Annotated in this window: 9 protein-coding genes; 3 read left to right on the top strand and 6 right to left on the bottom strand. The window is 52.8% G+C overall.

The window, feature by feature from the left end:
• Positions 1–951: AI-2E family transporter (locus tag ADICEAN_RS21510; RefSeq protein ID WP_262486196.1), on the bottom strand; the 951-nt coding region annotated here is incomplete at its 3' end.
• Between the two features lie 19 nt (positions 952–970).
• On the opposite strand from ADICEAN_RS21510, the gene holA reads away from it, so the two are divergent.
• Positions 971–2014, top strand: a complete 1044-nt coding sequence (gene holA / locus ADICEAN_RS16965) for a DNA polymerase III subunit delta (protein WP_040397810.1) — start codon at positions 971–973, stop codon at positions 2012–2014.
• 74 nt (positions 2015–2088) lie between these two features.
• On the opposite strand, the gene ADICEAN_RS16960 is transcribed toward holA, so the two are convergent.
• From ADICEAN_RS16960 to ADICEAN_RS16950, 3 genes are all read right to left on the bottom strand, one after another.
• Positions 2089–7056 (bottom strand): hypothetical protein, encoded by a 4968-nt coding sequence (locus ADICEAN_RS16960; RefSeq protein ID WP_152426490.1) that lies wholly within the window; start codon positions 7054–7056, stop codon positions 2089–2091.
• 167 nt (positions 7057–7223) lie between these two features.
• Positions 7224–7625: a TerB family tellurite resistance protein gene (locus ADICEAN_RS16955; RefSeq protein WP_009196875.1), complete on the bottom strand. Its 402-nt coding sequence runs from the start codon at positions 7623–7625 to the stop codon at positions 7224–7226.
• Positions 7626–7714: 89 nt separating this feature from the next.
• Positions 7715–8002: a DUF4235 domain-containing protein gene (locus ADICEAN_RS16950; protein WP_009196874.1), complete on the bottom strand. Its 288-nt coding sequence runs from the start codon at positions 8000–8002 to the stop codon at positions 7715–7717.
• Positions 8003–8424: 422 nt separating this feature from the next.
• On the opposite strand from ADICEAN_RS16950, the gene ADICEAN_RS16945 reads away from it, so the two are divergent.
• Both ADICEAN_RS16945 and ADICEAN_RS16940 read left to right on the top strand, forming a co-directional pair.
• Positions 8425–10932 carry an ATP-binding protein gene (locus ADICEAN_RS16945; protein ID WP_009196873.1) on the top strand — a complete coding sequence of 836 codons (2508 nt, stop codon included), beginning with the start codon at positions 8425–8427 and terminating at the stop codon, positions 10930–10932.
• Between the two features lie 48 nt (positions 10933–10980).
• Positions 10981–12063 carry a YihY/virulence factor BrkB family protein gene (locus ADICEAN_RS16940; RefSeq protein WP_009196872.1) on the top strand — a complete coding sequence of 361 codons (1083 nt, stop codon included), beginning with the start codon at positions 10981–10983 and terminating at the stop codon, positions 12061–12063.
• On the opposite strand, the gene ADICEAN_RS16935 is transcribed toward ADICEAN_RS16940, so the two are convergent.
• Positions 12057–12548: a DUF4112 domain-containing protein gene (locus ADICEAN_RS16935; protein WP_152426489.1), complete on the bottom strand. Its 492-nt coding sequence runs from the start codon at positions 12546–12548 to the stop codon at positions 12057–12059. The genes ADICEAN_RS16940 and ADICEAN_RS16935 overlap by 7 nt on opposite strands.
• Positions 12549–12631: 83 nt before the next feature.
• A partial coding sequence (locus ADICEAN_RS16930; protein WP_161622725.1) for a M16 family metallopeptidase occupies positions 12632–13688 on the bottom strand: 1057 nt, incomplete at its 5' end.

Raw genomic sequence — 13688 nt, 5'->3', positions numbered from 1 at the left:
GGGGTTGATGTTCACATTACCCCCTACAATGTTGGGAGTAAGGATATTATTCTCCAGAAACTGGATGATGATAAACAGCACAATAACCCCCAGGGCATAGCGCGGGCTGTCCATCATCAGCAGCGAAAAGGTGAGGGGTACAGCCCCCCCGATGAGGGTACCAAAGTAGGGGATAAAGTTGATGAGGGCGGCAATGATGCCCAGCAGCACCGCATAGCGCACCCCCACGATCAGTAGGCCAACCGAATTGAGCACACACAGAATGGCGACCACCACCACAATACCGCTCATGTAGCGCTTGGTAACCTGTGATGCCTGAAAAAGTGAGTTAACCAGCTCGCCATGATAGCGATTTGGCACCATCATCAGCAAAAAATGAAAGAATTTATTGCGGTAGTAAAGCATAAAGAAAATGTAGACCGGCAGTAGCCCCATTTTTACCAGCGTGCCCGCCGTAGCGGCAAAGGCCGCCTGTATGAATTCCGATCCGGAGGTGAACAGATCGCCCACCCGTTCCTTTACCCAGGCATTTTGCTTCTGAGCCGAAATGCCCAGCTTGGCCTCTACATAGCGGTGCAGCGAATCCAGGTTTTCTTCCGCCTGCCGGGCCAGGGCGGGTACATCGTCCAGCAGCAGGGAGAGTTGTTTGTAGAGCAGAAACAAAAAGGTAGACAAGACAATCATGGCCAGCAGTATGCCCATGAGGTTGGCCAGTATGCGGGGCACCCCTATCTTTTCCAGCCAGCTGGTGACCGGGTAAAGCAAATAGGAGAACAAAACCGCCAGGGCAAGCGGATACAGCAGATTTCTGGCTGCAATAAGGCTGTAGACCAATAGTATAAAAATAAGAGGTACGCTGTGAGTCTGAACACAAGCGGATAAGAACTCCTCATGGTGGTGATAGATTCTTTTTTTATAACCAGCGGCCGGCCTTTTGGTTGTAACGCTCACTATATATTACTTTGCAGCAATGGCAAAGTCTAGAGGCACAAGCGGTCCATCTCCTGAAGGGGTTCTGCAGGACATGAAGGCGGGCAAGCTTGCCCCCATTTATTTTCTGCAGGGGGATGAACCGTACTATATCGATCTTCTATCGGATTACATTGAGCAGCAGGTGCTGAGTGAAAGCGAAAAGGGATTCAACCAAATGGTGCTCTATGGTAAAGATGCGCCCATGGCCACCATCCTGAACCAGGCCCGTCGTTTTCCCATGATGTCGGAGCGGCAGGTCGTACTGGTGAAGGAAGCCCAGGAAATCCCCGACCTGGCCAAGGAAGAGGGTAAGCGCCTGCTGGAAAGTTATGTGAAGAACCCCCTGCCCAGCACCATTCTGGTCTTTTGCCATAAATACAAGACCCTGGACGGGCGCAGCGCTCTGGCCAAGGTGCTGGACAAGCATGCTGTAGTAGTCACAACCAAAAAGCTCTATGACAACCAGCTGCCCGACTGGATTGAGCAGCACATCAAAAGCACGGGTAACACCGTAGACCCCAAAGCGGCCTATATGCTGGCCGAATACATTGGCAATGACCTGTCCCGCCTGGCCAATGAAGTGCAAAAACTGCTGCTCAACTTTAGCGAGAAGGTGAAGATCGACTCTGCCATGGTGCAGAAGTACGTGGGCATCAGCAAGGAGTACAATACATTTGAGCTGCAAAAGGCCCTGGCGGTGCGGGATGTGGTAAAGGCCAACCAGATTGTGCAGTACTTTGAAGGCAACCCCAAAAGCAACCCGGCCATTCTGGTGATTGCATTTCTGTTCTCCTACTATTCCAAGCTGCTGCTGCTGCACCACCAGAAGGCTTACCACGAAGGGGAAGTGGCCAAAGTGCTCGGTATGCACCCCTTTGTGGCAAAGGAGTACCTGCCGGCCCTGCGCAATTACCCTCCTCAGAAGGTAGTGCAGAATATCAGCTGGATCCATCAGGCCGATCTTCAATCCAAAGGTATTATTGGCGGCAGCATCTCAGACGGGCAGATCCTGAAGGAGCTGGTTTTTAAGCTGATGCATTAGAGAGGTGGCAGGCTGGCTACAGCTATTCCCGCCTGTAATTGGGGTGGGGGAGCCCTGCAAGAATTTCCGCTGCACTACAGGCCAATGCTGCTTTTAAAGCCGTCCATCAGCGTCTTTACCCAGTAGTTGACAATGGAGCGCTGTTCATCCCGCTCGTATTCAATCTTGCCTTTGCGCAGGGCTTCATCTTCATTAAGGGCGGTGTTGCTGCTATGCACAAAGGCATTGGCCACCGCGGAGCCCACCCGATGGAAAAGGCCGCCCGGTTTGCCCGTTCGTTTATTGACCAGCGATACTTTTAAATTATCGTAGCCAAACTCCATACTGCCTGCTGCCGATTCCTTATCAGCCTCTACCTGAAAGGTGATGTGATCAACCTCTCCGCTCCGGATGCTCAGAGCGGATGTTTTTTCAAGCATGGGGTTAAAGGCTGAGAGCGGCATGCCCTCCAGCGATCCCCAGTATTTATGCCGGTTGAGGGTATCGCCCATCGGGATCTCAAAATGGGCCTTCAGGCTGCCCTCGCCCATCAGCCGCGCCTGAAACGTAAAGTTGGTGATATGTCCGGCCTGCAGCCGTGCCGGATGGTTCGTTAAAGTATTGGCATGGGCTTCTACCTGCGTAAGGTCTACAAAGCCTGCTTCTCTTGCTCCCTTCACCTGTTCAGAATAGGCAATATAGCCGCTTGTAAAATCAATCTGGCCAATGTTGATCTTCCAGCTGCTGTTGCGCATGAGTTCCTGAGGCATCTTGGGCCGGCGGTTTTCGGGGTAGGGCTGCCGCTTGTCCCGGTACAGGAAAAGGGCAAAGCCATCCACCAGCAGGCGATCGGCTTCTATGCTTTTGTCATAGACCAGTTTGCGGAGGTCCAGGTTCTGCACCTCCAGGCGGCGGTTGCGGAATACATACTGATCGGTTTCAATGCCTTTGCGGCGGGCAAAGGTGGCCCGGTCCATGGTAGGGGTAATGCGGATGGAATCGGCCCAGAGGGTGCTGCTGGTGCTGCTGATGCCCACCTCTTTGGCTTCTATCTCATAAAAACCTCCCCCCAGCTGGGCCTTATAATTCTTTAGCCCGGCAACCAGGTAATCGGAATACAGCAGACGTTCAGAGTTGTGCTGCTGAAGACTATCGTAGTGAAAGCCGGCGGCGGTCACATAAATGTTATTGAGCTCCAGGCGGCTGGTGTCGGTAGCGGAGGGGGAGCGCAGTACCAGTGTACCCTGCCGCAGCACTATGCTGTCAGAGGCAATCAGGCTCATAAGGGCAGCAGGCGGACTAGCAGCTGCACCCCTTGTAGAGCCCTTCTCTTCTTTTTGGGCGGGTTGCAGCAGGTCTATATGGGGTCTCATGATCTCCAGGCTGCGCATGACCAGCGAATCGGAGGAAAGCTTCTGGTAGTCCAGACCGGAGACGAGCAGCTCGGGTACAGCTGCCCGCAGCTGGGCCTTGCCTGGCCTGGCCGGAATGGCCAGATCGGGATAGACCCTGAGCTGGCTGGCTCTGAAGAGACTATCCTTAGCCGAAAAGTACAGGCTACCGGCCTCAAGCCAGTGCAGGCTATCGGGCAGCAGGCGCTTCCAGTTGCTGATGATTACCTCCAGGTTGTCGGAAAAGAAGGGGCGGGGGTCTGCCAGACTTCTGCCTCCCCGTATGCTAAAGTTGCTGAGCCGGGCCTTCAGCTGTGGAAACTGCATGTCTACCGGTGCTCCACTGCCATAGCGTACATAGCGCAGCCGGCCATCGGTAATGCTGGCATCTTCTACCTGCACCAGGTTAAAGCCTGCCGATAGTAGTTCGGGCAGGCTGCGGTCTCTTCTGCTTATTTCGGCTGCCTGGCCGGAGCGGTACTGCCGGATCTCAATGTCAGGAGTGATCAGATCAAGTTTCTGAAGCCTGAATTCTTCTTTTTCAAAAATATCATCAAAAGGAATACCTACCATCACTACCTCTGGCACCAGAATGTGATAGCGATCGTCGGTATCGGTAAGGGGAGCCCCGGGCACCGGTTCCAGCTTTACCGAAGAAGCCCGAATCAGGTTATTAAGGGTAGACAGGTGCAGGTTGCTGGCGGTTACCTGGTGCTCCCGGTCGGGCAGGTTCCAGAGGTATTTGCCAATGTGAACCTGCACATCTTCCGAATAAAAGAAGCGCTGGGTGTTGCTTTCGGCGCTGCTGTCCACCACAAAATCACTTACCGAAATGGAGATCTTGTCCAGAAAGAGGCTTTCGACCGACTCGCCCCTGCGGGAGGCGGTAGTGCGTATGGTGCCCTCCTGCAGGCGCAAATGTTTTACGGACAGGTGCTGCAGAAAGGGGGAGAGCGACTCGTACAGCGATGTCTGGGGCAGTATGGTGGTGGGGCTGCTGCTGCGCCGCCGCTCCCGTGCCCTGCGGCTAAACTGGTAGTAGCTTAGTTGTGGGGCCTCAGCCAGAATGCTGTCGATCTGGAGATGGTCCTGGTAGTAGGCCTTGTCAAAATCCAGACCGGTAAGCCGTACCCGGGGCAGACTAAAGGATAGCAGGCCCTTTTTGCCCTGCAACAGGAGCTCCTGTTCACTCAGCCCCTGCTCGGGTTGCTGCAGGCGTACCCCTTCGGCAACCACCGAATTGGTGGCGGTAGAGGCCAGCAGTTCGTCGGCCCGGATCTGGTAGCGTCTATCCGGCAGATCGGCCATAAAGTCCCGGGCGGTTACGGTTACGGCATCGGCAAAAAAGAGCCGTTTAGGGTTTTGGGAGGTGTAGGAATCAAAGCGGAAGTTGTCAATGCTCACCGAGGCATTGCTGCTGTTTAGCTGAAGCAGGCCATTGGGAGCGTAAAAGGCGGTGAGGATTTCGGCATCGGTAAGCCGCAGGTTTTGCACATTCACCGACTCGCTGAAATCTGAGATCAGGTCATAGAGCGCCCGGCTGCTGATGATCTCCCGCTCGTTTTGCTCCTTTTTCTTTAGGCGGGAGGCAATGTGCAGCGTAGGACTGGGCATAAGCACCTGCTGTACCTCCAGTTTTTTGGTCAGATAGGCATTTAATATATCCACACCGTTAAGTTCAAGCCGGGGCACATCAATCAGCAGCAGGGTAGGGGTTTGCTGATGCTGTACCTGCGGAAAGGGGTAGCGATGCCCGGGCAGATTGTATAGGCGCACCCCCGTAAGCAGGATGTGGTCCTTTAGGGTAGAGATATCAATGCTTCGGGCTTCTACCTGGTGGATGCCATCGGGCAGCTGGTGCTTATAGTCGGAGATGCGCAGGTCAAAATTATCGGCATAAAAGAGTTTATTAAGCCGGTAGGCACTGGTAGAGTCGATGAGCAGGTTCCAGAGATGGGCATACTGCACCCGGGTGGTAAAGACCTCTACACTATCGGAAATAGTTTTGTTGAGCGACACCGTACCGCTATCAATGGAAAGCCGGTTGATGTGAAGTGAATACAGGTAGTCGGAGATAAGGCCGTAGAGATCTTCCTGCTTGAAAGCATTTTCGCCCTTCTGCTCTTTTTTTTCAGCCAGGGACTGGCGGGTATAGCGTACAGTGGGGGAAGACACCAGCAGGCTGTCGATCTGCAGCTGGTTATTGTTGTAGAGCTCGTGCAGATTTATGCCACTGAGCTGCAGATCCGGTACCGCTACCTGGTAAAGGGCGGCACTGTTCTTTTGCAGCCGGCTAAGGGTGTCGGGCTCCAGCCGTAGGTTTTTGGCGCTTATGCTGGAGTGGTTACTATTAATGTCCAGCTCATCGGCCCGCAGCAGGTGCAGATTGTCAGAGAGGCGCAACTGGTAGTTGCGCAGGCGTACCTGCAGGCTGTCGGCAAAAAAGAGTTTATCCTTCTGGTACCGGGCAGCCGAATCGATCTTGAAATTGTGGACCAGGGCTTCGCGTATGCTGACGCTGAAGTTGGTCAGGTAGCTTTCTTCCCGGTTGCGAACCATAGCCCGGCCATGGCGCACGTTTATCTTGGCAACCGCAATCTGGTTCAGTACCTTTTCAATGACCGGATAGAGGTCTTCCGGCCTGAAGTTTTCCTTTTCTCCGCTTGGGCGGGCCTTGGCATCATAGAGCTGCAGGCTGGGGGAGAAGAGGGTGATCTCGCTGGCCAGAAAGTTCTGCTGATTATACAAAGCATCAAAATTTAGCCCGTAGGTATAAAGTTGCGGAATGCGGATGGTATAGATATGGTCCAGGTCGGGCTTGCGCAGCAGCAGGCTGGGCACATCCGCGGTGGGTAGCAGCTGAAAGCCCTGTATAAAGAAAGAGGAATCTGCACTGCTGGCCGATATTCCATTCAGGCGCAGCTGGTAGGTATCATCTGCCAGATAGCCCAGGGCTGTGCCGGTGCCAAACAGGAAACGCTCCACATCCAGCCAGTTACGGTCCTGGGGCTGCAGGGCGGTTTTAACGGCCAGCTGCCAGGCTTCCAGCTGCATGGTGGTTTTAATATGGCTCCTGCGTCCGTTTTTGGTGGTTCTGAGATCGATCTGCCCCCCCTCCAGTTCTACCTTTTGTGCATAGATGGCTTTAAAGAAAGGGGCAAGCCGTTTGTTGATGTCCTGTTTTAGGAGCGAATCGGCGGAGAGGGCATTCTTATCGAAATCTACGAAAAGCTTGATCTGCGGGCGGCCTATGTGGAGGCGGTCCAGTTTCAGCTCTTTTTCCAGGTAAGCTCGTCGCAGGGCTATCCCCTCAATGCGCAGCTCGGGGATAAGAATATCATAAGCCGAAGCCAGCTCCAGCTGGTTTCCCTGGGCGTCCTGCAGCTGAGTTGAGTCGGGGTAAAAGCGCAGGTTGTGGATGATCAGGTCTTTGCTGGTGTAGCTAAGCTCAATACGGTCGAACTCCGAGCTGTACAGGCCCTCGGTGGCCTGTCGCACCCGGTTGTCCAGAATGCCGCGCACAATGGATTCGGCATGGCGCATGAGCACCACATGCAGGGCAAAGAGCGAAACAAAAAAAGCCACCGCTACGCCTACAGCCCACCAGCTGGAGTTCTTACGCCAGCGGATTCTGACCCTGGGTCTGCGTAGCCGAACTTTTGGTCGTTTCAAGGGGGTAGTTGACGCGCGTTAGATTAAAAAAGGAGGGAGCGCCCTCATATAACGTATTTGCACCGTCAGAAGGTTTCGGATTGCAGAAGGGGATCCCAAACTTTTAGTAAAATAGAAGATAAGCCGGGCTAACCTTCTATTTTACTGGAAGTTATAGGGTGGGTACTTCATGAGGCCTGCAGGTAGCGATTGGCCTTCTGTTGCAGCATCAGGCGGTCGGCCGTGATGGAGGGGTCGCTGTATATATGCGAGGAGAGCGCCCTTACCACACCGCTTTTATACCCAAGGCGGGAGGCCACGCGCTCACAAAAAGTGATTTCACTGCTAAAAACCTTACCATCAACCTTCATCAGCTGAATGAGATTGTAGAGGTATTCGAAGCGTTCTTCTTCGGCCAGATACGTAAAATTAGGGGGAGCCATGGGACTTCTGAAGGCCGTTGCGATCTCTTCAGCTGTTAATCCGAGCTTTCCCCCCAATTGCGTAAGCCATGAACTTTCACGCCCAGCCAGCTCATTATCAATGGTTGCCAGCTGTACAAGGGTGTTGAGCATTTGTTTTCTCTTCATGATACCGGTATTTTATTTCATATTACGGGTTTCGGTTCAGAAATAAAACGGATATCAAACCCTAAAACTGCTCCATTTTAGGGAATTCCTTACAAGTCGGTATCGCCCGGGCGGGGACCTACATATTTTCTCCAACCTTCGGCAGCTAATCGCCTGGCTACCACCCCAATAATGCCGGCTACGGCACCGGCCAGGGCCCCGTAAATAATGGCCTCACTCCAGAGTACGCCAGGTTCAGCAGGATTTACAGGGGGAGATTTGCGAGAGAATACCCCCCATCCCTTTCTTAACAAATAGCGGGTACTAAAGTCGGCGGCAGCCCGAGACCCTTTGCTTAGCAGGTTATACTGGAGGGTTAGAGGTAAGATTGTGCTCATAATTCTTTTTATTTTAAGGTTACGCAGCACCAGCGGTTTAGTTTCTGCTCTAAAATAGATTGTATTTGCCGTAAACCTTACATGCTGCTGCGTGTACGCTCACCCGTGGAGAATTAGAAAAAAATAAGTCTTGTAATCAGCTGCTTTCTTACTATGATATTCCAGAAAAAGGCTGTAATATTACCTTAATTAGCTATCAGATAAACAGATTATTGCAGCTAGCTGATGCCTTTATTGTACAGAATAATCCGTAGCAAATTCTGATTCAAGCCGGGCGAGTTAGGAGAGGTTTTCCAGAAACTCCAGATGTATTCACTATTTTGAGTCCTTATTCTTACACCAGAATGCCCGCACAGAATAATCTGTTTGTTAGTATTATTTGTAGAACATTTTATAAATTGGCTCGAAGTAACAGGCCATACATGCCTTTATCTGTACTGAATAAACTACTCCTCTCAGCCAAAACGGCGCATCTGGACGATGTAAGAAGAAAGGCACTTACCAGCAGGTATTGCCTGGTGGGCATTTTTACATGCCTTGCCTTCTCGCTCCTCTATGCAGTTTTGGGCTACTATATGCTGGCGCTGGCTATTCTGCCGGTGCTGGTGCTGATCTCTTTTGCCTTATACCTCACCCTTTCCCATAAACTTACCGCTGCCACACATGTAATGCTGCTGACGGCAAATATTGGTTTGCTGATGCTTACCGTTTTGGTAGGCAAGGCATCAGGAACGCATTATCTTTACTTTCCGGTAGCCATTGCCGGCATTACCATTCTGCCGGCTGCCGCCCGCAGGGAGATGTATTTTTACATGTTCCTGTCGGTAACCTGCCTCCTGGGCATCCTGTTTTTAATGCCGGCACAGGCGGCCTATCTTCATATGCCGGCCGATATGCTGGCCTTTGATCACAGCATTACCCTGCTGCTTGCCTTAGGCACAACGTTACTTATCGGCTACAACATGCTCTCGGTAAACCGCGAGATCCTCAACAGCCTGCAAGCCAGCCAGGGGCAGCACCAGGCCCTGCTCGATGGGGTGCCTGATCAGATCCTGCGCTTTAATCTGGAGGGTACCTGTCTTGATTTCAGGCCTTCGCCTGCTGCCGAAGGCTTTGACGAGGGCGAACAGCAGCGCTACATCGGGCAGCCGCTGGGTCGCCTGATGGCGCCTAAACTGGCTGTAAAGCTTCTGGATGCTGCCAAAACCACCCTCGCCAGCGGACGTCCCACAACCTTTGAATGGTCCAGCGGAGCGCCTACCGGTCGTATCAGCCTGCAGGAGTTCAGAGTTACACGCCTGAATATGGGGGAGGTAATAACCCTGATCCGGGACATCAGCGACCGCCATGAGCAGGAGGTACACAAAAAAGCCAAGGAAGCGGCCGAGCATACGGCCAAGCTCAAATCGGAGTTTCTCTCCAGCATGAGCCATGAGATCCGCACCCCCATGAACATTATCATGGGCCTTTCCAGGCTGCTGCTTAAGGAGCGGTCGCTATCCTCCATGGTGCGGGAAAATGTAGAAGCCATCCGCTTCTCGGCAGAAAACCTGCTGACCATTGTAAATGATATTCTGGACCTCTCTAAAATAGAAGCCGGAAAATTGAGCATTACGCTCTCCGGCTTTGATGTGCGGGACCTGGTGCGCAAGCATGTAAACTTTGTTAAATTGTATGCCGGCGAGCGCAAGCTGGAGGTTCAGGCTCATGTGGATGAGGATATTCCCCCCCTGTTGCAGGGTGATTCCGTACGTCTGAACCAGGTACTGATGAACCTGACGGGCAATGCCATCAAGTTTACCAAAAGGGGACGCGTAACTGTACGGGCCGAGCTGGTAAAACGAAAGGCCGAGCAGGCGGTGGTGCGCTTCAGTGTGAGCGATACCGGCATTGGAATTCCCTCTGAGAAGATCCAGTTTATTTTTGAGCAGTTTAACCAGCTGCAGGCAGGGGAGGATACCCTGGCCAAATCCGGAACCGGCCTTGGGCTGGCCATCTCCCAGAAGCTGGTAAATCTGATGGGGGGTAATATTGAAGTAGAAAGTGTGATTGGCCTGGGCTCTACCTTTAGCTTTGAGCTGCCCTTTACAATTTGCCATGAGCAGCCCCCTGTAACCCTACACCCCAAGGCCATGCAGGCATCAGACCTGAGCGGCGTAAGTGTGCTGCTTGCCGAAGACAATTCCATGAACCAGTTTTATGCCCGGCAGCTGCTTTCATCCTGGAACATTCAGGTAGAGCTGGCCAACAATGGCATAGAGGTGGTAGAAAAGTCGCGCCAGCACAAGTACGACCTCATCCTGATGGACCTTCAGATGCCGGTGATGGATGGCCTGGAAGCCCTTAAAAAGATCCGTACCGCAGCTAACCCCAACCACAAGACCCCTGTTATCTGCATATCGGCCGATGCCTTTGAAGAAACCCGGCACAAGGCGCTGAGCCACGGCATGGATGACTACCTGACCAAGCCCATCAATGAGGATGCTCTTTTTGCAGCCCTGGTGCGGCAGCTGGACAAAACAGGACCCATCATCGATGAAAAGCTTCGCCGGGAGCTGATCAAGACCCAGCCCCTGCTGGACCTGGACAGCCTGAGCCCCGTATTGCTGGATGATAAGGATGCACTCTCTGAATTTCTGGAATTGTTTGTACGCAGCGTACGGGAAGATCTGGATAAATTATCCACAGCTGTGATCATGGTAGACAGTGATATGATCAACAAGCTGGCGCACAAGCTCAAATCTTCCTTCAAGAACGTTGGGGCCTACCCCTCTGCCGAGCTGCTGGAAACGATGGAGAGCCGCTCCAAAAGCGGAGAAGGAACGCAGCAGGAATATGCCGATATTCTGCGGGAACTGATGCACCATTATCAGAATATCTCCCTTACCATTCGCCAGAAGCTCAGCAACGCTGCCAAATCTGCGTATTAAACATTTTGTAGCCGCGCCAGTTTTTTTAGGGTACCTTATACCCTTATTATGGCTACGGAATCGTTTAAGTGGAAACATCTCCCCAGTTTACTAAAGGAAACCTACAAGGAGTGGAATGCCGATGACCCCTGGCGGCAGAGTGCTGTTGTGGCTTACTATGCCATTTTCAGCCTACCGGCCCTGCTGATTATTGTTATTACCATTGCAGGCTCCTTTTTTGGCCAGGAGGCTGTGCAGGGGGAGTTATCTACCCAAATTGGCGACATGATCGGCGCAGATGCGGCTAAAGGGGTAGAAACCATGATCTCCAATGCCTACCAGCAGCAAAGCTCTATCTGGGCTACCATTATAGGGGTGGCCGTACTGCTTTTTGGTGCCACAGGGGTCTTTTACCAGCTGCAGCAATCTCTTAACATTGTATGGGATGTGGAAGCTAAGGAGGATGCCGGCATTAAAAAACTGGTGAAAGACCGCGTATCGTCCTTTGGCGTAATCCTGGTCATTGGCTTTCTGCTGCTGATCTCGCTGCTGCTGACAACCTTTCTGTCTGTGTTAAGCGAGTTTATCCAGGAGCATCTGCCCAGCTACCTGCTTTATGTATTCTTTGCTGTAAACTTTCTGGTTTCGTTTGGGATCATTACCCTGCTTTTTGCCATGATGTATAAGATTCTGCCCGATGTTGAGATTGGCTGGAAAACCGTATGGACAGGAGCAGCCGTAACGGCAGTGTTGTTTATCATCGGTAAGTTTGCGCTGGGCTTATATTTCGGGAATGCCGAGCCGGCCTCGGCCTATGGCGCTGCAGGATCGGTAATCCTGATCCTGTTATGGGTGTCGTATTCCTGCCTGATCCTGTTCTTTGGGGCAGAGTTTACGCAGGTATATGCCCGCCGCTACGGGCACGAGATGACCCCCAGTGCCCATGCCCGCCGTGTGGGCGGAAAGGAAGAGAAGTACAAGTCTACTGCCAAAAAAGATTCTTCCGCTAAACACAAAGCTGCTACCGGAAAAGACCGTTCGCCTGCAGGTGCCAGGGATAAAACGGGAGAGCGCCACCAGCACCAAAATGGCACAACCAAAGCCGGTCCGGAGATTATACGGGTGCAGCGCCGCGCCCGCCCCGATCATTGAAAAAGGCCAATCAGCCAGCGGCTCAGCGCTACCAGACCCCAGATCAGCAACACCAGTAACACCAGCAGAATAAGGGCCACGGTAATGAGCATGCCCGTTCCGCTGCCTTGGTGCTTGCCCTCATGGTAGTGCTCCTTCAGCAGCCGAATATTGCGCTTGTTTGCTTTGTAGGAGGCATCAAATACCCAACCGATCAGCGGTATGCTGCCAATGGTGGCATCCAGTACCGCATTGCCCAGCATTTTAAAAACCAGCTCCCGGCTGGCCCCAAAGCGGATCATGTACAGGATAAGAGCGCCCGAAACGGCAAATCCCGCTACATCGCCCACCACGGGTATGAGCCCGATGATGGGGTCCAGCCCGAAGCGAAAGCGCGTGCCGGGCAGTTGAAAGCGGGAATCCATCAGGCCGGCTATGCGCTCAATGAACTGCATGCTGGGCCGCTCCGAAAGCGGAAGATTATACACAGGGGTCCGTTTTATCATGTACATACCTACGAAATAGCCTACTTTAAGGTTAAAAAAAGAGCCCTGCTGGTGGGCAGAGCTCTTTTGTGAGTAATAGGAGGCTAGTTTGCTTTTTTGCCTGCCTCAGGTGTATGGGCCTTCTGCGCCGGGGCAGGGGCGCCATTGCGATCCAGTACAATGGGCTTGCCTAGCCCAAGCTCACTCATACGGCTCAGTTGCGACTGCGCATCACCCACAACCAGAAATACCATTTGAGAGGGGTTCATGTACTGTCTGATAAGGGCTTTGCTGTTCTGCAGGTCCATGTTGCGGATCAGGCTTTGGTTGCGCTGCATATAATCCTTGGGCATGTTAAAGGTGCTGATGGTATGCAGTACCGACAGCTTCTGGTAGGGGGTCTCATACGCACGGGCATCCTGGCGCAGCAGCGCCTGCTTGGTTTTTTCCAGTTCGGCCTCTCCGTAGTTTTCTCCATACTGCTCCAGTATGGTCTTAAAGGTCTCTACCGCTTCTTTGGTTACGTTTGATTGTACCGAAGAGGAGGCAGTGAAGCTACCGGGAGCCTGTACATAGCGGCTAAAGCCACTGTAGGCGCCATAGGTATAGCCTTTTTCTTCCCGCAGAATACGGAACAGCAGGCCCCCTGAGCCGGCACCCAGGTGGTAGTTCACCACGTTGGCGGCTATATAATTCTCTGGCTTGCTCATATCGGCCAATCTGCCAATGCGGATCACCGACTGCTTGGCGCCGGGTACATCCACAAAGTATAAGGCTGAGGTGCTCAGAGGTGCTTTAGCTGTGTAGGTAGGGGTGCTGATGGTCTTGGCCTGCCAGTTTTGAGCAAGGGGCTGCAGGGCTTCCAGTATGCCTTCTCTGTCTACCATGCCCACCAGGTGATAAGAGGCCACAGAAGGGGAGAAATTGGCCTGGTAATACGCCTTAAGATCATCCAGGCTAATGGCGCTTAGGCTTTCTTTGGTGCCTCTCAGGCTTTTGGCCATAATGTGCTCAGGACCGTACAGCAGTTTGTTGTAGATATCAGAGGCAACTACATCGGGATTGGCCTCGGCCTGCTGGATGCGGTTAAGCTGCGCCTGCTTCAGGCGGGCAAACTCCTGCTCATCCCAGCGAGGCTCCAGCATGATCTCGTTCACCAGC

Origin of the sequence: Cesiribacter andamanensis AMV16, assembly GCF_000348925.1 — a bacterium.
In the GTDB taxonomy this organism is placed as follows: domain Bacteria; phylum Bacteroidota; class Bacteroidia; order Cytophagales; family Cyclobacteriaceae; genus Cesiribacter; species Cesiribacter andamanensis.
The sequence above is the reverse complement of the archived record's forward strand: the minus strand, read 5'-3'. Positions and strand labels throughout refer to the sequence as shown.